This window comes from Rhodoferax sp., assembly GCF_030646845.1.
In the GTDB taxonomy this organism is placed as follows: domain Bacteria; phylum Pseudomonadota; class Gammaproteobacteria; order Burkholderiales; family Burkholderiaceae_C; genus Rhodoferax.
Map to the genome: position 1 here is coordinate 115,609 of NZ_JAUSLE010000007.1, position 20,485 is coordinate 136,093.

Sequence of the window (20,485 nt, forward strand, 5' to 3'; positions counted from 1 at the left end):
GGCTAATAGTTGGTTCGGTAACCGGTCATGCCGATGACTTCTGCACCACGGCTGATGGTCACCGTCACTCTTTTGGCGGCAATGCCTAGCGTCACCGCATCGTCCACCACCGTGATGCCGATCGCGTAAGACGCCAATGCAGGCGGTAACGGCGCAAAATCCGCATTGGTCTTTCCGTTGAAATCGGCCACGTTGTCCCAATCCACCCGACCCGTTTCACCGACATTCGTCCCGTCCGGGTCGTCGTAACTCTTGAGAAGGATTTCCTCCAGGATCGAGTCCGCCAGCGCCATGCCCTGCTTGCGCACCATGGGATCGGCGCTGGATTTGACGGTGACGTCCATCACCTGGAGGATGCCAACCAGCCCCACAGACACCACCACGATGAAGATGATGAGTTCGATCAGCGTGAAGCCCTGGTGCCGTGACCTAGTCATGGACATAGCCCGTTCCAGCTTCCACAATGACGCTCGCTGCATTGGCGATCTGAATGGTCTGGGTAGCCACCAGGACACCAGCCGCGTTGACCGGTTGCCCCAGGCCATCAAAATTGAAACTGGTTGGCGCGCCGCTGTAGGCGACACCTCCCTTGGCTGTGATGGCTCCCGGGCTATCACCTCTGGGCCCGCGCAATGCCGTGTCGCAGGTCGGCGTGGCAGGTGCAGAGGCAACGCCCAGCGATGCGCCGGCGGTGCCCGAGAACGTCACGCACACGGTACGCCGCTGTGCGATCGCCGTCTTCTGCGCGTAACGCAAAAACCCGAGGGTCTCGTCATGAAAGCCTCGGGCGTTGAAATCATTGCTGTTGAAAATGCGAGGCGCGGCAAACACAGCCAGCACGCCGAGCAGGACGATGACCATGACCAGTTCGATCAGCGTAAAACCACGCTGAGGCAATCTTCGGCCTGCTTGCCAAGGCATCTCGTCAATGACGCGGTGATGAACGCTCATGGCTGTCAGGTTGCTCTATTGCTATCTATTTAGTAGCTATCAATGCAATATTCATGGGGGCTATCGGCATTTTTAGTACAAAGAACGTCTCAAAATTTTTTCCCAAAAATCGTATGCCGCAGAGTTGTCACAAAGAAGAACGCGAGGGCTTCATGATGAAACCCTCGCGTATTCACGCCAGCGCTGTTGAAAACTGGGAGTTTGGAAAAATCCCCACCCAGTCAGAATCCAACCGTGCCAACGAATATCAACACAATCGACTCAGCGACCCATTAAATACCGATCGCCGTGAAGGTGGTCGTGAGGACAGGGGTAGAAACGGTACTGAGCGTGCAGGACACCGATGCACCGGCCGTTACAGCAGCGGCAGTGATGACATAGTCAGAAGGAACAACCCCACCTTGCATTGCGGTTGCCACGTCTGTGCAGTTCGCTACGGCGTTGCCATTGGTGGACTTGGCGCTTCGCGCAGCGTAGTTGATCGCAGCCGCCGAATTCAGAGCACCTGCCACACCTGCCAAGGCGGCTGCCCGGGCATCACCCTTCAGATCCACAAACTTCGGGATCGCGACCGCAGCCAGCACACCCAAAATCACGATCACCATCACCAGCTCAATCAAAGTAAAGCCGCGCTGTACTTGTTTCATGTAGTTCACCTTGTAAAAATAATAAAAATCGGGTCTGAACAGTTCATTCAGCACCTAACGTCACACCAACGACTCATCGACAGCCAAATTTTAGTCCTGCAACATCTGGTTGTGCGTGAAGTTTGCGGCCTAAGTGTATGAACTAAATCACGAAATAGACAGATAAGAGCCCGCTTATCTCATCCAACAACTGTTCATTCATCACATTGTCATGTCCGACATGGGGCTCTTTTCCACTCACCGGCAAACGCCTGGCTGTCCACGCGCCTTTGACATCAGGCCATGAGGTCGCCACTGGAGGGATTGAACTACTGGGCACAAACCGGCTTGTGGCCAACGCAGGCGCAAACCACATTGAGGATGCAACTTGCGGCCGGGGCTGCCATCACTTCGGTCAAGGTCCGCTCGCCGAGGAAATTCACCAGGCGGCGCTGACGCAATTCGAGAGAATTGCGTTGCGCCGACGCCACGCCCGTCCGCTAACCGCCACCTTTGCCCGTAGCAGCCTGGCCCAGGTTCCACAGCGGCAGGAACACCCCCAGCGCCAGCAGCAGTACCAGAACGGCAATGACCGCCAGCAAAACGGGCTCAATGGCAGCGGAGAGGCCCTTGATGCTGTAGTCGGTTTCACGTTCGTACATGCCGGCGATTTCAAACAGCAGCGAATCGAGCTCGCCGGTTTCTTCACCCACCGAGATCATTTGCAGCACCACGGGCGTGAACACCCCGGTGGCGGCGGCGCAGCGCGAGATGCTCTCGCCGCGCTCAATGCCATCGCGCATTTGCTCGATGCGGCTGCCTATAAAGGCGTTGTCCACGGTCTGCGCCACCACGGTGAGCGCCTGCACCAGCGGCACACCGCTTTGGCTGGACAGCGCAAAGCTGCGGGCAAAGCGCGCCAGGGTGGCTTTCAAGACAATGTCCCCCACGATGGGCAGCTTGAGCTTGCGGGCGTCCCACCGGTAACGCCCCTCAGGCGTGCGCAGGTAGCCACGTATCACCACCACCGCACCAATGGCGGCCGCCAGCAACAAGGGCCACCAGGCCAGCATCCAGCCCGAGAAAGCCAGCAGACCGCGTGTGATGATGGGCAACTCGGCATTGAAGCCGGCAAACACCTTGGCAAACACCGGAATCACGAATATGTTGAGAATCACCACTGCGATGGCCATGGCGATCATCACGAACATGGGGTAGCGCATGGCCTGCTTGATGCGTTCGCGCACATCGCGCTCGAACTCCATGTGTTCGTTCAGACGCAAGAACACCTCGGTGAGCCGGCCCGTCATTTCCCCGACCCTGATCATGGAAATATAGAAGGCGCCGAACACGTCTGTGTGGCGCGCCATGGCCGCCGACAACTCGCGTCCCTGGTCCAGGCTTGAGCGTATGTCTTTGAGCATCTCCACCATGGCGGGCTTGGTGGCCGAGGCCTGCAGTCCGGCAAAGGCCCGCAAAATGGGTACACCCGCTTTGTTGAGCGTGTACATCTGGCGCGAAAACACCAAAATGTCTTCCACCACCAGCGGCTTGCGGCTCAGACGCGCCAGCCAGCCGTCTGCGCTGCTCTCCGTTTTCGCAACTGCAATAGCGATGTGAACAGGCGCCACGCCGATAGACAGAAGCTGGTCAGCCACGCCGCCTTCGCTCAAGGCTTCCAGTTGACCCTCGACTGCTTCCCCCCGGGCGTTGCGCCCACGCCATGCATAGACAGCCATTAGGGGTTATTCCTGTTCATCCACGTCGAAACCTATGCGCAACGCTTCAGCGAGCGAGGTGCGGCCCTCGCGCACGAGCTGCAGCGCATGATGGGCCAGCGTGTGCCCCTTCATCCGCTCGCGCGCTGTGCGCATGAACGCGGCTGGATCAGAACGGGAGGCAGCCTGGGTAAGGACAGCATCCATTTCAAGCAACTCATACACCCCTTGCCGACCCGAGTAACCGGTACCGTTGCAGGCCGAGCAACCGCGGCCCCGCTTGGGCGACACCTCCGCCCCGGTTTCAAGCATGGTGTTCAGCCACGCCTGTTCCTGGGGGCTGGGCGTATGGAGTTCACTGCATTCAATGCAATTGAGGCGCACCAGCCGCTGGGCGATGACCGCCTGCAGCGAGGTCGCGACCATGAACGGCGGCACCCCCATGTCAAGCAGGCGAAACGGTGTGCTGATCGCATCGCGGGTGTGCAAGGTGGACAACACCAGGTGCCCCGTGATGGCGGCGCGCAGGCCGATTTCCGCGGTTTCGGCGTCCCGCATTTCGCCCACCAAAATCACGTCAGGGTCTTGCCGCAAGGTGGAACGCAAGACACGGGCAAAAGTGAGCTCGATCTTGTCGTTGACCTGGACTTGGGTGATGCCGGGCAAACGGTATTCCACCGGGTCTTCCACGGTGATGACCTTCAACTCGGCGGCATTGATTTCAGCCAGTGCGGCGTACAAAGTGGTTGTCTTGCCTGAACCCGTTGGCCCGGTGACCAGCACCAGCCCTGCGCTGCGCCCCAACACTTCGCGAAAGCGCTTGAGCATCTCGTCGGGCATACCGATGCTGTCGAGGCGGCGCATGGCGGCGCCCTGATTGAGCAGACGCATCACGGCCGACTCGCCGTAGGTGGTGGGCAAGGTGGACAGGCGCACATCAATGGTGTACTCTTTCAGCCGCACGCTAAAACGGCCATCCTGCGGCAGACGCTTTTCAGAGATATCAAGCCCCGCCATCAACTTGAGGCGCTGGGCCAGCGCGCCGCCAATGCGCTTGTCAGCCTGCGTCTGGGTCTGCAATATGCCATCCACACGAACGCGTATTTGCAGCCCCGCTTCTTGCGGTTCGATGTGCACATCCGACGCGCCAACCTGCACTGCATCTTCAAACAGCGATTGCAGCAACCGCACCACCGGTGCGCCCTCGATGCCAACCGTCGCCGTGAGTTCACCGAAGTCAACCGCGTCGCCCAGGTCCTTCTCCAGCGCCCGGGCAAGCCCGCTGATTTCTTCGGTGCGGCGGTAAAGGCGGTCAAACGCCAGCGCCAACTGGCTTTCAGGCACGGCCGCAATGGCAATCGAGCGCTTGAGCAGGCGAGTCAACTCGTCAAAGGCAAACAAATCCAGCGGGTCACCCAGGGCCACCAGCAAATTGTCGCCCTTGTCTTCCAGCACCAGGGCACGAAAACGCCGGGCCGCCGACTCGGGCAGAAGCCTCACGACATCGGCACGAAACGGAAAGGTTTTGAGGTTGACAAACGGAATGCGCAACTGGCGCGCGAGGCCATTGGCCAGCAGCTCTTCGGTGATGATGCCGGTTTCAATCAGCAGCCGACCGACCTTCTTGCCGGTTTGCCGTTGCAGCTCAAGTGTTTGCTGCAGTTGCTCCTGCGAAATCAGACGCTGTTGCACCAGCACATCGCCCAGCCGCAATTTCTCGGGCCGACCTGGCACGGGGGCTGTGCTGGTCTGCACGGGAGAGGCTGCTGCCATGTTCATGGGCCGTTCCTTGGGCTAAAAAACTTCAAAAATGATAGCACGTTGCGCAAGAATGACGGGGCAGAGACCACTTTCGAGTAAAAGTGATCGGCGCAGCCACCGCGGCAGGCCCGAAACGCTAATGCAAATGACGGGGCTTGCGCCCGCCCCCGTGCCCCCCACCACCGTGACCGCCGCCGCCTGAGCCGCGCGGAGGTTTCCCAAGCTGCAGCGAACTCACCAGATCATCAAAACGCTGGCCGAACAACTTGTCGATTTCAGCTACCACGCCACCCAGCTCAGCACCATCAAAATGGCGCTCCATCATGTTGATGACGTCCTGCACCAGCAAATCGCGCTGTACCTGCATGATGGCCGCAGGGTCTGGCCCCACAAAGAGCATCACGAAGTCGTCACGAGACTCGGAGTCCGACTCTTCGTCTTCATCGTCAAACTCGGCGTCATAAAAGGTGACCTCGATCGCTGCGCCCGCCTGCGCCAGCTCATTCAGGTTCATACACATTTCATCCAGCACCTGGCGAAAATCGTCGTCACCCGCCACAGTCCAGCACATCTGCAACAAGTGCTCCTGAGGATCAAATTTGATGCCGGGTTCGTCTTCGTAGGAACTGCTGGCCGCATCGGCCAATGAACGCGCACCGGCATACTTCCACAGCGGTTTGAGGGCATCCTGGATCTGCTCGAAAACAACATCGGCGCGCAGGGCCACCTGGCCATGAACATGGATCTCAAAAGGAGCGTTATAGCGTGGCATGAATAATGAGCGGGTCTTGAACCAAAAAAGAGGCGTTACCTCGCATGGATTCTAGGTTCCGTGAGTTGAGTCTGAAAAACACCGTCAAAAGTACCGTCATTTTCCAAAGTGCCCCCTGCTTGTTGAGGTTTTGACACGTAATAGTTGATTGTGCCATGGTGTGCCTCGCACCCGATTACCCGAAACCACTCTGAAATTTCGGGCCTGCCATTGACATCCAGTGCCGCCGTGGATGGGGCCGGCACCTTCAACCGGGCGGCCAACCCGGGTTTACCAGCATGACAAAAAATGCATCGAGCATTAACCTGCGAAAAACGCACGATCGTGCTATTTCGACTCAAGCCGGCTGACACAAGCAACCAGCAGAAGGTCATCAACCGACAGCGCCCACACCCCAGAGGTCGTACTGGCAATTCAGACAGATTCCTTTCAACCTTTTGGACCTTGCGGTTCAGTTGGAGACTATTTTGAAGAAAAACTTGATGACCTGGCTAGGCGCCTGCATATTGGCCCTGGCCCTTTCGCCTGCTTCCTCATGGGCGGCTGGCTACACCCAAACCAAATACCCGATCGTGCTGGTGCATGGCTTGTTCGGCTTTGACAACATCGGTCCCGTGGATTACTGGTATGGCATTCCTTCGGCATTGCGCGCAGATGGCGCCAAGGTGTACGTGGCGCAGGTCTCCGCCGCCAATAGCACCGAAATGCGCGGCGAGCAGTTGCTCACCCAGGTCAAACAGATCCTGGCCGCCACGGGCGCCACCAAAGTGAACCTGATCGGGCACAGCCACGGCGGCCCCACCACCCGCTACGTCGCTTCAGTGCGTCCGGACCTGGTGGCATCGGTGACGTCGGTGGGCGGGGTGAACCAGGGTTCCGCCGTAGCTGATGTGATTTTGGGTGTGGCGCCTCCCGGCTCGCTTTCCAACACGGTGCTGGTGTCGGTCACCAATGGCTTGGCCTCCATCATCAGCTTTTTGTCTGGCGGCTCGGGCCAGTCACAGAACTCTCTGGAGGCCGCCAAGTCCTTGAGCACGGCGGGTTCGCTCAAGTTCAACCTGGCCCATCCTGAGGGCGTACCGACCACCGCGTGTGGCGAAGGTGCGTATTCAGTGAGCGGCGTCTCCTACTTCTCCTGGAGCGGCGCCAAGGCCTACACCAATGTGTTCGACATCATGGACCCGGCACTGGCCCTCACCTCGCTGGCCTTTGGCGGCGCCAAGAATGACGGACTGGTCGCCAGCTGCTCCACACGCCTGGGTCGTGTGATTCGCGACGACTACGCGATGAACCACATGGACGAAGTCAATCAGACGATCGGACTGGTCAACCTGTTCGAGACCAACCCGGTCACCTTGTACCGCCAACAAGCCAACCGGCTAAAGAACCTGGGCCTGTAGGGCGAGCATGAGGCTGAGCCGAACCCGCGTCAGCCTGGGCCTGCTCGGCCTGGCCCTGATGGCGGCGGGGCTGGTGATATGGCAGGACCAAGCTACGGAGATGGCGCCAGTTGTCGACGCCGCAGAGCGAACGAACTCTGCGTTCGTCCGCTCCATGCAAGACACCGTGCCCGACGGCGACTTGCGGTCGCTGCAAGGCCGCCAACAGCACGGACCAACCGCCCCCCTCGCCTACCCTGAACTCAAACGCCTGTTTGACTACTATTTGAGCGCGGTTGGCGAGCAAAGCATTGAAGCGATCACGCAGCAGATCAGCAGTGAATTGGAGCGCCGTCTGCCAGCGAACCAAGCGCGTGAGGCCAAGAGGCTGCTGGCCCTGTACCTGGAATTCAAACGTGAACTGGTCGCGCTGGAGCAAAAACCTGAATTGGCGGGCTCTGGCGTGCAGGCCATCCGCCGACGCCTGATGGCCATGCAGGATCTGCGCTCTGGCTTCTTCAGCGCACAGGAAACACAGGGCATGTTTGGTTTTGACGATGCCTACGACATGGATGCCGTGGCCCGGCTGGAGATCAGCCAGAACCCCAATTTGAGCGACGCGCAGAAGAAGGAGCAACTCACAGCTCTTGATGACGCCATGCCCGCGGCCCTGCGCAACGAGCGAGACGCGAGCCGGGTGGTAGTCAGAATCGAGCAGATGGCGCAGGCGATGCGCGCCAAGGGAGCCAACGACGATGAGGTCTATCGCATGCGTGCCAAGGAACTCGATCCTCAGGCGGCGTCCCGACTGGCCGAGGTTGACCGGGAGGAACAGGCATGGAAGAGCCGCATCGCCATCTACTTGAACGAACGCAGCAGACTGCTGCAAGCACATGCAGATGCGCCCGATTCAACGCGTCAACTCGCCTTGACCCAGCTGCAGCAGTCCCAATTCACCCCCGGAGGAGCGGCGTCGCCTGGCGGCTTACGAGCAGTAGAGGCCGTCGAGGACAGGCAGCGCTTGATCGCAACCATGCACGGTTGTTGCTGCTGCGATATTTTGTATGTTGGTGCCCGGGACCGGAATCGAACCGGTACGCCCCTTATGCAGGAAAGCGGCGGATTTTAAGTCCGATGTGTCTACCAATTCCACCACCCGGGCTCGACTGTCCATTGTGAAACAAAAAAGCCCCGACAGTTCAACTGGCGAGGCTTTTGCAGCCAGAATTCAACCGGAATTCCTGGAGGCGCGACCCAGAGTCGAACTGGGCTAGACGGATTTGCAATCCGTTGCATAACCGATTTGCTATCGCGCCACTTTTCTGACAAAAAAGGGAAGCACGAGCTTCCCTTTTTGAATTTGGAGCGGGAAAAGAGTCTCGAACTCTCGACCTCAACCTTGGCAAGGTTGCGCTCTACCAACTGAGCTAGTCCCGCAAAAACTAAAAAATGAAACTCCATCTTGAATAATGGAGCGGGAGAAGAGTCTCGAACTCTCGACCTCAACCTTGGCAAGGTTGCGCTCTACCAACTGAGCTACTCCCGCGTTTCAAGCCTCAGATTATATCGCATTTATTCAGGCCCTTTGGAAGCCTGGGCTGAAAAGCAATCAGTGTTTAACCGACCCGGCCTGCTCAGGAGCCGGCACCGTAGCTGCCGCCGCCGCAGCCACCACTGGCTCGTCTTCTGGCAAGGGCGTTGGCATTCTCTCCAAGGCAATCTCCAGCACCTTGTCAATCCAGCGCACCGGCACAATCTCAAGTCCGTTCTTCACGTTCTCAGGAATGTCCTGCAAGTCCTTGGCGTTCTCTTCCGGAATCAACACTGTCTTGATGCCACCCCGCAAAGCCGCCAGCAACTTTTCCTTCAGGCCGCCAATGGCCGTCACCTCACCGCGCAACGTAATTTCGCCGGTCATCGCGACATCGCCCCGCACCGGAATACCTGTCATGGCCGAGACAAAGGCGGTGGTCATTGCGGCACCCGCACTGGGACCGTCCTTGGGCGTGGCCCCGTCCGGCACGTGGATATGAATATCCTTTTTCTCAAAAAACTCATCCGTGATGCCGAGACGACGCGAACGGCTACGCACGACAGTGCGCGCGGCTTCAACCGATTCCTTCATCACATCGCCCAGTGAACCTGTGCGCGTGATCACGCCCTTGCCGGGCATCATGGCGGCCTCGATGGTCAGCAGATCGCCACCGACTTCAGTCCACGCCAGTCCAACCACCTGCCCGACCTGATTCTGTTGCTCGGCACGACCGTAGTTGTACTTGCGAACACCCAGATAATCATTCAGGTTGTCGCCGGTTACCTTCACCTGCGGCACCATCTTCTTGAGTTGCAGGCCTTTCACCACCTTGCGGCAAATCTTGGAGAGTTCGCGTTCCAGCGAACGCACGCCCGCCTCACGGGTGTAGTAACGGACGATGTCCCGGATTGCCTCTTCGCTGACCAGCAATTCTTCTTCCTTGACACCGTTGTTCTTCAACTGCTTGGGCAACAGGTATTTGACGGCAATGCTGGTTTTTTCGTCTTCGGTGTAACCGGACAGGCGAATCACTTCCATGCGATCCAGCAAGGCCGGCGGAATGTTCATGGAGTTGGAGGTCGCCACGAACATCACGTCGCTCAAATCAAAATCAACCTCGACATAGTGGTCACCGAACTTGTGGTTTTGCTCCGGGTCCAGCACCTCCAGCAGGGCACTGGATGGATCGCCCCGGAAGTCGGTTCCCAGCTTGTCGATTTCATCCAGCAGGAACAGTGGGTTGCGCGTTCCGACCTTGGACAGGCTTTGCAGCACTTTGCCTGGCATCGCACCGATATAAGTACGGCGATGGCCGCGAATTTCAGCTTCATCGCGCATACCACCCAGCGCCATGCGCACGTATTTGCGCCCGGTGGCCTTGGCAATGGACTGCCCCAGCGAGGTCTTGCCTACGCCCGGAGGCCCGACCAGGCACAGAATCGGCGCCTTGACCTTGTCGACCCGCTGCTGCACAGCAAGGTACTCAACAATACGGTCCTTGACCTTGTCCAGGCCATAGTGATCTTCATTCAGCACATTCTCGGCATTGGCCAGGTTGTGCTTGATCTTGGTCTTGGCCGCCCAAGGCAAGCCGGTCAGTACATCAATGTAGTTGCGCACCACGGTCGCTTCCGCCGACATGGGTGACATGAGCTTGAGCTTCTTGAGCTCGGCTTCTGCTTTCTTCAGGGCCTCTTTGGGCATCTTGGCGGACTTGATCTTTTTCTCGATCTCGTCGATGTCGGCACCTTCTTCGCCTTCACCCAGTTCTTTCTGGATGGCCTTGACCTGTTCGTTCAGGTAAAAGTCGCGCTGATTCTTTTCCATCTGCCGTTTGACACGACCACGGATCTTCTTGTCGACATTCAGGATGTCGACTTCCCGCTCGATCTGCTCAAACAGGTTTTCAAGACGCTCTTTGACACCCGCCAGATCCAGCACAGCCTGCTTGCTGTCGAGCTTCAGGGGCAAATGCGCTGCAATGGTGTCGGCCAGACGTCCGGCGTCATCAATGCTTGAAATGGAGGTAAGAATCTCGGGGGGAATCTTCTTGTTGAGTTTGACGTACTGGTCAAACTGCTGCATCACGGCGCGGCGCAAAGCCTCGATTTCACTGGCCTTTCCGCGCGGCTTGGTCTCCGGCTCGGCAACAGATTCCACCGGCGTGACATTGGCGGAAAAATGCAGCTCGCCTTCTTCAATCTTGTTGACGCGCGCGCGCTGCTGACCCTCAACCAGCACTTTGACCGTGCCGTCGGGCAGTTTGAGCATTTGCAGGATGGTCGAAACACAGCCGACATCAAACATGTCAGTTACCAGTGGATCGTCCTTGGCGGCGGCTTTTTGCGCTACCAGCATGATGCGGCGCTCGGACTCCATGGCCGCCTCAAGCGCCTTGATGCTCTTGGGCCTGCCCACAAAAAGCGGGATGACCATATGCGGAAAAACAACCACATCGCGCAGGGGCAGCAGTGGCAAATCAATAGGTGTGGCAGGCAGTGGGGTATGACCAGACATAAGGGGTCCTTTTCGTTACCTGTTTAATATGGATCGTCATCGCGGATTTTCAACCCGCAAATGATTATTGACCGGGTCCAGGCGCCTCAAGATGGAGTAAACGCCTGCAAAGACGGCCCAAATCAAGCCTTCTTCGCCGCCTCACGATAGACAAGCAAAGGTGGCTTGTTCTCGTCGATTGTGGTCTCATCCACCACGACCTTGTCGACGTTGGTGGTATTGGGAAGCTCGTACATGGTGTCGATCAATGCCTGCTCAAGAATCGAGCGCAGGCCACGGGCCCCGGTCTTGCGGGCCAGCGCTTTCCTGGCGATCGCCTTCAGTGCCGAGGGGCGAATTTCAAGATCAACACCCTCCATGGCCAACAGCTTGCCGTACTGCTTGACCAGCGCATTCTTCGGTTCCGTCAGAATCTGCACCAAGGCATCTTCACTGAGTTCAGCCAGTGTTGCCACCACAGGCATGCGCCCCACCAACTCAGGGATCAAGCCGAACTTGATCAAATCTTCCGGCTCAACGTCCTTGAAGACTTCGGTCAGGCTGCGTTGTTCCTTGCTTTTGACCGAGGCGCCGAATCCAATACCTGAAGACTCAGTCCGGTTGTCGATCACTTTCTCCAGACCAGAGAATGCACCACCGCAAATGAACAGGATGTTGGTGGTGTCGACCTGGACAAAATCCTGGTTGGGGTGCTTGCGCCCGCCTTGCGGTGGCACGCTGGCCATGGTGCCTTCGATAAGTTTGAGCAGGGCCTGCTGCACACCCTCGCCGGACACGTCACGCGTGATGGACGGGTTATCCGATTTGCGGGAAATCTTGTCGATCTCATCAATGTAGACAATGCCACGTTGCGCACGTTCGACTTCGTAATTGCAGCTCTGCAAGAGCTTCAGCACGATATTCTCAACGTCCTCGCCCACGTAACCGGCTTCGGTCAACGTGGTGGCGTCGGCCATGACAAAGGGCACGTCCAGCATGCGGGCCAGTGTTTGTGCCAGCAAGGTTTTGCCCGAGCCGGTCGGGCCGATGAGCAGGATGTTGCTCTTGGCCAGTTCGACATCGTCCTTTTTGGCTTTTTCCTTGTGCCGCAAGCGCTTGTAATGGTTGTAGACCGCGACGGCCAGGGTTCGTTTGGCCGGCTCCTGGCCAATGACGTAACTGTCGAGATTGGCCTTGATCTCGGATGGTGTTGGCAGTTCACCGTTCGCGTTGCGCGCCTCGGTACTAGCAGGCAATTCATCGCGGATGATCTCATTGCAAAGATCAATGCACTCGTCACAGACAAATACCGATGGGCCAGCAATCAGTTTCTTGACTTCATGCTGACTTTTGCCGCAAAAAGAACAATAAAGAGTCTTTTCGCTGGAGGAGCCTTTTTTTTCGGCCATGTGAACTACGCCCTTTTCGGAATGTTACCGAATGATACCCAAATAAAAACGGTGCCGTCTGCGAGAGAAAGCACCGTGATCAGGGCGAGACCGCCCCAACCTGCACGCTGACGCCGCCGCGTTTTTACGCCCCAGCGACGCTGCGTTGTTATGCCCGCTTCGAGATGACCTGGTCGATCAGGCCATATTCCTTGCATTCATCAGCGGACATGTAATAGTCGCGCTCGGTGTCCCGCTCAATACGCTCCAGCGGCTGGCCGGTGCGCTCAGCCAGGATTTTGTTCAGTTGCTCACGCGTTTTCAGAATCTCACGCGCCTGAATCTCAATCTCGGTCGCCTGGCCCTGACTGCCACCCGAAGGCTGGTGAATCATGACTTTGGAGTTTGGCAAAGAAAAACGCTTTCCTTTAGCTCCTGCTGCCAGCAAAAACGCGCCCATGCTGGCCGCCATGCCAGTACAGAGAGTAGACACCGGCGGCTTGATGAAGTTCATTGTGTCAAAAATTGCCATGCCGGCGCTGACCGATCCGCCCGGTGAATTGATGTAGAAAGAAATATCCTTGTCCGGATTTTCGCTCTCCAGAAACAGTAACTGCGCCACCACCAAGTTGGCCACATGGTCGTTCACCGGGCCGACCAGAAAGATCACGCGCTCTTTCAACAGGCGTGAGTAAATGTCATAAGACCGCTCGCCGCGACCTGATTGCTCAATCACCATGGGCACCATACCCAGGGCCTGCGTATCCATTGCACCAAATCGCACGTTCATGTTGTCTCCAAATATGCCGGTACTTTACCGAAAAATATGCGCCACAAAGAAAATGGGGCCTGGATGCAGGACTACAAGCCCCGCACAAGCCCCATTACAGCCGCACCACAAGCGGCTTTACCGCTAGTTCTGCGCCATCAACTCGTCAAATGACACCGTCTTTTCGGTGGTTTTGGCCTTGCCCAGCACAAATTCGGTCACGTTGTTTTCAATCACAATGGCCTCAACTTCGGCCAGGCGGTTGTTGTCGCTGTAGTACCAGCGCATGACGTCTTCCGGCTTTTCATAGCTGGAAGCCAATTCTTCAATATGCGCCTTGATCTGCTCGGTCTTGGCTTGCAGGTTGTTGGAGCGAACCAGTTCAGCGACCACCAGGCCAAGACGCACACGGCGTTCGGCTTGAGGACGGAACACGTCGTCGGGAATCGGCGCCTTGTCGGCGTCCTTGACACCGCGTTGCTTGAGGTCGGCGCGGGCGCCTTCCAGCAGGCGGCTGATTTCAGCTTGCACGCTCGAGTTGGGCAGGTCCAGCTCGGCCTTGCCTACCAGCGCATCCATCACGGCCTGCTTGTTGCGGGCCAACAGGCGGAACTTGACTTCACGCTGCAGGTTTTTCTTGATGTCAGCGCGCAAGCCTTCCACCGTGGCCTCGGCAATGCCCAGCGATTTGGCCAGTGCCTCATTCACCTCGGGCAGATGGGCGGCTTCGACTTTCTTGAGCGTGACCATGAAGTCAGCCGTCTTGCCGGCCACATCCTTGCCATGGTAGTCGGCAGGGAAAGCCAGCTGGAAGGTCTTGCTTTCGCCCGACTTCATGCCGCGGGTTGCGTCTTCGAACTCCTTGAGCATCTGGCCGTCGCCGACGATGAACTGGAAGTCTTCAGCCTTGCCGCCGGAGAACACTTCGCCGTCAATCTTGCCTTCAAAATCAACCGTCACGCGGTCGCCGTCCTGGGCGGCAGCGTCCTGTGGACGCTGGGCAAAGGTGCGGCGCTGCTTGCGCAGGATATCGATGGTCTTGTCGATCGCGCTGTCGGTGACTTCAGCAGTGATTTTCTCAACTTCGGCAGTCGTGAGGTCACCGATCTTGACTTCCGGATAGACCTCGAACACGGCATCAAACGCCATCTCGCCATCAGGCGAGGCACTCGATTCGGTGATGCGGGGCTGGCCAGCCACACGCAACTTGGCTTCGTTGGCGGCATTGGCAAACGCCTCGCCGACTTTGTCGTTCATGACTTCGTAGTGAACCGAGTAACCGTAGCGCTGTGACACCACGTTCATTGGCACCTTGCCGGGACGGAAGCCGTCCATCTTGACGGTGCGTGCGAGCTTTTTCAGACGCGACTCAACTTCGGACTGGATCGTGCCGACCGGCAAGGTCAGCGTCATTTTTCGTTCCAGCTTTTCCAGAGTTTCAACGTTAACAGCCATAGTGGTTCTCCTGATTTTCAAACAATGGGGGACAGAACCTGCCGCCTTGCAGCGGCAAACTGTCCCGCAAATACTCATAAGTGGTGCGCGGGGCGGGACTCGAACCCGCACATCCTTGCGGACGTCAGGACCTAAACCTGGTGCGTCTACCAATTTCGCCACCCGCGCAAAAAACAAAGGGGGCGGTCTATCCGACCACCCCCATGAAATCGGTCAACCGATTATTTTACCCTGCCGCGACGGTCTCCCGCTTTACCCGAAACCAGGCCGCGTACATCGCGGGCAAGGCCAGCAGCGTCAACACCGTGGCAACGATGAGGCCGCCCATGATGGCGACGGCCATCGGGCCCCAAAACCCCGAGCGCGCCAGCGGCACCATCGCCAGCACAGCCGCGGCGGCAGTCAGCACGATCGGGCGCAAGCGCCGCACGGCCGACTCCACAATGGCATCCCACGCCGGCACGCCGTTGGCACGGTCCTGCTCGATCTGGTCAATCAAAATGACCGAGTTGCGCTGGATCATGCCCATCAGGGCAACCACACCGAGCAGGGCCACGAAGCCGAACGGCCGTCCCGACAGCAGCAAGGCACCGGCGACACCGGCAATCCCCAGAGGCCCGGTCAGGAACACCAGCATGGCGCGGCTGAAGCTGTGCAACTGCAACATCAGCAAGGTGAACGTGATGAACAGCATGATGGGAATGCCCGCCACAATCGAGGCAGACCCCTTGCTGCTCTCCTCCACCGCGCCGGCCACTTCAATCCGGTAGGCGGCCAGGCCTTTCGCTTTCCATGCAGCTTCCAGCGCACGCAGCTTGGGCAACAACTCCGCGGTCACAGTGGCACCCTGCAGACCCTCGACGATATCGCTTTGCACCGTGATGGCGTAATCCCGGTTGTCGCGCCACATGACGCCGGGCTCCCAGGCAAACGTGGGTTTGGCAATCTGCGTGAGCGGAATCGACTTGCCGCTTGCCGTGGGCAGATAGGCATTGGCAATGTCGGTGATGGCGTTGCGCTCGTCCAGCGGTTGCCGCAACACAATATCGATCAATTTGTCGCCTTCGCGGTACTGGCCGACGGTGGTACCGGCCAGAATTGTCTTGGACGCCTGGGCGATGGACTGGCTGGTGACGCCCAGTGCCCGCGCCTTGGTCTGATCCACTTCCAGACGCAGCACCTTGACGAATTCATTCCAATTGTCGTTGACCCCGCGCGTGTTGCTGCTCTCGCGCATCACCGCCTTGACCTCGTCGGCGCGTTCACGCAGCACCAGGGGCTCACCGCCGAGCACCCGGAACTGCACCGGATAGGCCACCGGCGGGCCATTGGGCAGTATCTTGACCCGGGCCCGAATTTCCGGAAACTCCTGCGCCATCATGGCGGGCAGCTTGATGCGCAGCGACTCACGCAGCGTCAGGTCTTTCGGCAGGACGATGAACTGCGACACGTTGCTCTGCGGAAAAATGGCGTCCATCGGCAGATAAAAACGCGGCACGCCGGAACCGACCCAGGTGCTCACGCTCTCCACGCCCGGCTCCTGCATCAGACGCGATTCGATGCGCTTGACCGTCAGCTCATTGGCCGCAAACGAGGTGCCCTCGGGGAACCACACATCCATAAGCACTTCGGGCCGGCTGGAATCAGGGAAGAACTGCTGCTGCACCCGACCCATGCCAACAATGCCAAGGGCAAACGTCAGCAGCATGACGCCAATGGTGATCCAGCGGTGTGCCACGCACCAGTTCACGGCCTTGCGAAAGGTGTTGTAGAACGGCGTGTTGAACAGCTCATGAGGCTGGTCCCCGACATCGTGGGGCTTGACCTTGAGCAACAGGGTTCCCAGGTAGGGCACGAAGAACACCGACACCAGCCAGCTCAGCACCAGGGCCAGCACCGTCACGCCGAAGATCGCAAAGGTGTATTCACCCGTGGCAGATTTCGCCATGCCGATGGGCAGGAAGCCCACGGCGGTAATGAGTGTGCCCGTCAACATGGGCATGGCGGTAAGCTCGTAGGCAAAGGTGGCGGCGCGGACCTTGTCATAGCCCTCCTCCATCTTACGCACCATCATCTCCACGGCAATGATGGCGTCGTCCACCAGCAGGCCCAGCGCGATGATGAGCGAGCCCAGCGAAATCTTGTGCAGGCCGATGCCCCAGTAGTGCATGCCCAAAAAGGTGACTGCCAGCACCAGCGGAATCGTGATGCCCACCACCAGGCCGGGACGCATATCGACGTAATAGCGGTTGAACCAGCGCGTGCTGCCGCTGCGCTTGTGCAACCCCAGACTGATGACGCTGACCGCCAGCACGATCAGGATCGCTTCGATCAGCACGCCCACAAACTCGTTGACCGATTTGGCCACCGCCACGGGCTGATCCTGAATGTTGACGAGGCGAATACCGGCCGGCAGCGTGGCGCCCAGCTTGTCGGTGGCAAGCTTGAGGGCCTTGCCCAGGGCAATGATGTCACCCCCCTTGGCCATGGACACACCGAGGGCAATCACCTGCTTGCCCTGATGGCGAACCTTCACCGACGGCGGATCCACATAGCCGCGCCTGATCTCGGCAATGTCACCGAGGCGCAGCTGGTTGCCCGAGCCGCCCCGAATGGGCATGGCGGCGAGGTCCTCCACCGCCTTGAACTGCCCGCCCACCCGTACCTGAATGACGTCCAGCGGCGTCTGCACCGCACCGGCGCCCTCCACCGCATTTTGCTGAGCCAGTTGCGCCAGCACCTGGTTCATGTCCAGACCCAGCTGGGCCAGGCGTTTTTGCGAAATCTCGACGTAGAGCTTTTCGTCCTGCACGCCGTAGAGTTCCACCTTGTTCACGTCGGCGACCCGCAGCAGCTTCTGGCGCACCTCATCCGCAAATGACTTGACCTCGGCATCCGAAAAACCGTCGGCCTCGAGCGCGTAGATCACGCCAAAGACATCGCCGAATTCGTCATTGAAGAAGGGGCCCTGCACGCCCCCCGGCAGGCTCTGGCGCAAATCGCCCACCTTCTTGCGCACGGTGTACCAGAGATTGGGAACCTCGGCGGCGCCGGTCGAGTCCTTCACCTGGAACAGGACAGTGGATTCGCCTGGTTTGGAGTAGCTGCGGATCTTGTCCGCCCGGGGCACTTCCTGCAGCGTGCGCTCTATCTTGTCGGTGACCTGATCGGCCATCTGCTGCGCAGTCGCGCCCGGCCAGAAGGTTCGCACCACCATGATGCGGAAGGTGAACGGCGGGTCTTCATCCTGCCCGAGCTGGAAATACGCCGCCAGCCCCAGCACCATCAGCACAATCATCAAGTAGCGGGTCAGCGCCGAGTGGTCCAGCGCCCACTTGGAGAGGTTGAACCCCGCTTTGGGTTGTTCTTGGTTCATGGCCGCCTTACCTGGTCGCCGCAGCGCTGGCCTGGGCCGCCGGAGCGGACGCCCCTGGTTGAACAGGCGCTACTAAATTAATAGCTGCCGGCGCACCAACGACGGGGGCTACAGCTCCTTTTTCCTTGTAGATTGTGACCTTCTGACCCGGCGACAGCACATGCACGCCGGCAGACACCACCAGGATGCCCGGCTGCAGGCCAGCCGACACGACCACGTCATTGCCGTCGGCGGTCGCGATTTGTACCGGCTGCAGCCTGACCGTCATGCTGGTGGTATCCAGCACCCAGACGGCGGACGATTTCCCGTCCTGGCGGAACGCACTGGTGGGCAGTTTGATGACTTGCACACCGCTGCGGTCGAACGCCTGCGGCACCACTGACACCGTGCTGCCCAGCGCCAGATTGTCCTTGGCGTCAAGCGATACCTTCACGCCAAAGGTGCGCGTCACCGGATCGGCGCTGGCCGCCACCTCGCGCACCACCCCTTTGAGCGTGGTGTTGGCAGACCACACCCGCACATCGACAGCGGAGCCGGTCTTGATCAGCGCCACCCTGTCTTCGGGCACGGCAAAGACCACGTCGCGCGGTCCGTCCTGCGCAATGCGTACCACGGGGGTGCCGGCGGCAACCACCTGGCCCGGCTCGGCGTCCACCGCAGTCACCACGCCGGAGACATCCGCCACCAGCGTGGTGTAGGACGCCTGGTTGCCCTGCCCTGCCAACTGGGCCTGTGCCTGCTCCAGTTGCGCCTGAGCGGCTTTGAGGGTGGCCTCACGCCGCTCCAGTTCAGCCCCGCTGATGAAATTCTGGTCGCGCAGTTCCTTGAAACGCTTGAAGTCAGCGGCTGCCAGGTCACGATTGGTGGCAGCGGTAACCATCTGGGCGCGTGCCGCGTCAGCCGCCAGTTTGTAATCCTGCGGGTCGAGCTGTGCCAGCACTTGCCCGACCTTCACCCGCTGGCCTGGCTCGGCCTGGCGCCGCACGATCTTGCCGGCAACCCGAAACCCCAGCCGCGACTCGACGCGGGCACGCACCTCACCCGCAAACTCGGCCCCTGACTGGAAGTTGTCCAGCCCCACGGTAACGACCCTCACGGCGCGGATGGGCTCCTCTGTCGGAGCGGGCCTGGAGCAAGCGACCAGGAAAAGCGTTGCCACAATGAGCGTTACGCCCGTTTGAATTGGCTTGATGAGCATGATGAAAACGACTGGATGGGTAGTGCACACTGGTCAAAAGCGCGCTAATGACCGAATGGTTAGTAATTTAGGGTAAATACTGAGTCTTGTCAATACGACGAGGTGAAATCTGGCGTATCCAGCAGAGCGCAGCGGCGTGCCGTTGCGTGCCGGCCGCTTGCGGGCAAAATCGGCGCACCATGCAGCGCCCCACATCTCTCCCTACGCCCTCGCCCACTGCCTCCGCCGTCGAGCACTATGAAAATTTCCCGGTGGCTTCCTTTTTGTGCCCTGCCCACTTGCGCGCCCCCATTGCCGCCATCTACCACTTTGCCCGCACCGCCGATGACATTGCCGATGAAGGCGAGGCCACACCAGCGCAGCGGCTGCTTGAGCTGCAGGCTTATCGGCAGGATCTGATCGCCGCCAGTGAGAACAAGACTGCCTTCAGCCCGCGCTGGGCGCAGGTGTTCGGGCCGCTGCAGGCCACTATGTCGACGCACCGACTGCCGGTACCGGCCTTGCATGACCTGCTGGACGCGTTTGAGCAGGACGTGGCAAAGTCCCGCGACCGCGCAGGCTATGCCCACGAGGCGGAGTTACTGGATTACTGCCGCCTCTCGGCCAACCCGGTGGGCAGGCTGCTGCTGCACCTGTACGGCGTGAACGATCCGCATGCCTTGCTTCTCAGCGATGACATTTGCACCGCCCTGCAACTGATCAACTTCTGGCAGGACCTCAGCGTCGACATCCCGCGTGGCCGCTACTACCTCACCCAGGAAGACTGCGCCCGGTTTGGCGTCGTGCAAGCAGATATCCTGGCCTGCCGGCAAACCCCATCTGCTACCAGTTTGATATCAAACTGCGTAGATTCTGCGAGGGCCCGCATGCAAGAAGGTGCTGCCCTGGTGCACCAGGTTCCGGGCCGCGCCGGCTGGGAGCTGCGCCTGGTGGTGCAAGGTGGCCTGCGGATTCTGGACAAGATTCAGGGCCTGCACTACGCCACGCTGTCCACCCGCCCCACCCTGAAATGGTGGGACGCGCCCGTTATGCTGTGGCGCGCCCTGTGGATGTGACAATACA

14 protein-coding genes, 5 tRNA genes and 1 pseudogene are annotated in these 20,485 nt (G+C 59.2%); 3 read left to right on the forward strand and 17 right to left on the reverse strand.

Translation table 11 applies throughout. The annotated features are described in order from the left end of the window. Positions 1-2: 2 nt before the first annotated feature. The 6 genes from Q7T10_RS02325 to Q7T10_RS02350 form a co-directional block, all read right to left on the reverse strand. On the reverse strand, positions 3-443 hold the full coding sequence (locus Q7T10_RS02325) for a prepilin-type N-terminal cleavage/methylation domain-containing protein (RefSeq protein ID WP_304745474.1): 441 nt from the start codon (positions 441-443) through the stop codon (positions 3-5). Then, complete coding sequence (locus Q7T10_RS02330; protein WP_304745476.1) at positions 430-951, reverse strand: Tfp pilus assembly protein FimT/FimU; 522 nt, start codon at positions 949-951, stop codon at positions 430-432. Before Q7T10_RS02330 ends, Q7T10_RS02325 begins: the two co-directional genes overlap by 14 nt. Positions 952-1,223: 272 nt before the next feature. Further along, the gene (locus Q7T10_RS02335) at positions 1,224-1,652 is read right to left on the reverse strand and encodes a prepilin-type N-terminal cleavage/methylation domain-containing protein (RefSeq protein WP_304745478.1); all 429 of its coding nucleotides are present in this window, start codon (positions 1,650-1,652) and stop codon (positions 1,224-1,226) included. Between the two features lie 425 nt (positions 1,653-2,077). After that, entirely contained in the window at positions 2,078-3,316 is a 1,239-nt protein-coding gene (locus Q7T10_RS02340; RefSeq protein WP_304745480.1) for a type II secretion system F family protein, read from the reverse strand. A gap of 6 nt (positions 3,317-3,322) precedes the next feature. Continuing rightward, the gene (locus Q7T10_RS02345) at positions 3,323-5,074 is read right to left on the reverse strand and encodes a GspE/PulE family protein (protein WP_304745482.1); all 1,752 of its coding nucleotides are present in this window, start codon (positions 5,072-5,074) and stop codon (positions 3,323-3,325) included. Positions 5,075-5,192: 118 nt separating this feature from the next. Next, the gene (locus Q7T10_RS02350; RefSeq protein ID WP_304745484.1) at positions 5,193-5,828 is read right to left on the reverse strand and encodes a DUF6806 family protein; all 636 of its coding nucleotides are present in this window, start codon (positions 5,826-5,828) and stop codon (positions 5,193-5,195) included. 482 nt (positions 5,829-6,310) lie between these two features. Between Q7T10_RS02350 and Q7T10_RS02355 the strand changes: the two genes are divergently transcribed. Next, positions 6,311-7,228, forward strand: coding sequence for a triacylglycerol lipase (locus Q7T10_RS02355; protein ID WP_304745486.1), 918 nt, complete (start codon positions 6,311-6,313; stop codon positions 7,226-7,228). A gap of 154 nt (positions 7,229-7,382) precedes the next feature. After that, positions 7,383-8,108: pseudogene (locus tag Q7T10_RS20770) on the forward strand (lipase secretion chaperone); the annotation flags it as partial. 167 nt (positions 8,109-8,275) lie between these two features. On the opposite strand, the gene Q7T10_RS02365 reads toward Q7T10_RS20770, so the two are convergent. The 11 genes from Q7T10_RS02365 to Q7T10_RS02415 all read right to left on the reverse strand — a co-directional run bounded on the left by Q7T10_RS02365 (position 8,276) and on the right by Q7T10_RS02415 (position 19,423). Beyond that, positions 8,276-8,369 (reverse strand) — tRNA-Leu (locus tag Q7T10_RS02365). Positions 8,370-8,449: 80 nt separating this feature from the next. After that, positions 8,450-8,523 (reverse strand) — tRNA-Cys (locus tag Q7T10_RS02370). 45 nt (positions 8,524-8,568) lie between these two features. Next, a tRNA-Gly gene (locus Q7T10_RS02375) sits at positions 8,569-8,644 on the reverse strand. A gap of 33 nt (positions 8,645-8,677) precedes the next feature. Then, positions 8,678-8,753, reverse strand: a tRNA-Gly gene (locus Q7T10_RS02380). 63 nt (positions 8,754-8,816) lie between these two features. Then, positions 8,817-11,258 carry an endopeptidase La gene (lon, locus tag Q7T10_RS02385; protein WP_304745490.1) on the reverse strand — a complete coding sequence of 814 codons (2,442 nt, stop codon included), beginning with the start codon at positions 11,256-11,258 and terminating at the stop codon, positions 8,817-8,819. Between the two features lie 122 nt (positions 11,259-11,380). After that, positions 11,381-12,646 carry an ATP-dependent Clp protease ATP-binding subunit ClpX gene (gene clpX, locus Q7T10_RS02390; protein WP_304745492.1) on the reverse strand — a complete coding sequence of 422 codons (1,266 nt, stop codon included), beginning with the start codon at positions 12,644-12,646 and terminating at the stop codon, positions 11,381-11,383. A gap of 148 nt (positions 12,647-12,794) precedes the next feature. Then, entirely contained in the window at positions 12,795-13,415 is a 621-nt protein-coding gene (gene clpP, locus Q7T10_RS02395) for an ATP-dependent Clp endopeptidase proteolytic subunit ClpP (RefSeq protein ID WP_304745495.1), read from the reverse strand. A 123-nt stretch (positions 13,416-13,538) separates the two neighbouring features. Then, entirely contained in the window at positions 13,539-14,849 is a 1,311-nt protein-coding gene (gene tig, locus Q7T10_RS02400) for a trigger factor (RefSeq protein ID WP_304745498.1), read from the reverse strand. Between the two features lie 81 nt (positions 14,850-14,930). Next, positions 14,931-15,017, reverse strand: a tRNA-Leu gene (locus tag Q7T10_RS02405). A gap of 58 nt (positions 15,018-15,075) precedes the next feature. Then, positions 15,076-18,225: an efflux RND transporter permease subunit gene (locus Q7T10_RS02410; RefSeq protein ID WP_304745500.1), complete on the reverse strand. Its 3,150-nt coding sequence runs from the start codon at positions 18,223-18,225 to the stop codon at positions 15,076-15,078. Between the two features lie 7 nt (positions 18,226-18,232). Next, positions 18,233-19,423: an efflux RND transporter periplasmic adaptor subunit gene (locus Q7T10_RS02415; RefSeq protein WP_304745502.1), complete on the reverse strand. Its 1,191-nt coding sequence runs from the start codon at positions 19,421-19,423 to the stop codon at positions 18,233-18,235. A 179-nt stretch (positions 19,424-19,602) separates the two neighbouring features. On the opposite strand from Q7T10_RS02415, the gene hpnC reads away from it, so the two are divergent. Further along, positions 19,603-20,478 (forward strand): squalene synthase HpnC, encoded by an 876-nt coding sequence (gene hpnC / locus Q7T10_RS02420; RefSeq protein ID WP_304745504.1) that lies wholly within the window; start codon positions 19,603-19,605, stop codon positions 20,476-20,478. Positions 20,479-20,485 lie beyond the last annotated feature (7 nt).

Coding starts and splice junctions, on each gene's coding strand:
- Q7T10_RS02325 (WP_304745474.1), bottom strand. CDS start 443: ATGTCCATGACTAGGTCACGGCACCAGGGCTTCACGCTGATCGAACTC.
- Q7T10_RS02330 (WP_304745476.1), bottom strand. CDS start 951: ATGAGCGTTCATCACCGCGTCATTGACGAGATGCCTTGGCAAGCAGGC.
- Q7T10_RS02340 (WP_304745480.1), bottom strand. CDS start 3,316: ATGGCTGTCTATGCATGGCGTGGGCGCAACGCCCGGGGGGAAGCAGTC.
- Q7T10_RS02345 (WP_304745482.1), bottom strand. CDS start 5,074: ATGAACATGGCAGCAGCCTCTCCCGTGCAGACCAGCACAGCCCCCGTG.
- Q7T10_RS02350 (WP_304745484.1), bottom strand. CDS start 5,828: ATGCCACGCTATAACGCTCCTTTTGAGATCCATGTTCATGGCCAGGTG.
- Q7T10_RS02355 (WP_304745486.1), top strand. CDS start 6,311: ATGACCTGGCTAGGCGCCTGCATATTGGCCCTGGCCCTTTCGCCTGCT.
- lon (WP_304745490.1), bottom strand. CDS start 11,258: ATGTCTGGTCATACCCCACTGCCTGCCACACCTATTGATTTGCCACTG.
- clpX (WP_304745492.1), bottom strand. CDS start 12,646: ATGGCCGAAAAAAAAGGCTCCTCCAGCGAAAAGACTCTTTATTGTTCT.
- clpP (WP_304745495.1), bottom strand. CDS start 13,415: ATGAACGTGCGATTTGGTGCAATGGATACGCAGGCCCTGGGTATGGTG.
- tig (WP_304745498.1), bottom strand. CDS start 14,849: ATGGCTGTTAACGTTGAAACTCTGGAAAAGCTGGAACGAAAAATGACG.
- Q7T10_RS02410 (WP_304745500.1), bottom strand. CDS start 18,225: ATGAACCAAGAACAACCCAAAGCGGGGTTCAACCTCTCCAAGTGGGCG.
- Q7T10_RS02415 (WP_304745502.1), bottom strand. CDS start 19,423: ATGCTCATCAAGCCAATTCAAACGGGCGTAACGCTCATTGTGGCAACG.
- hpnC (WP_304745504.1), top strand. CDS start 19,603: ATGCAGCGCCCCACATCTCTCCCTACGCCCTCGCCCACTGCCTCCGCC.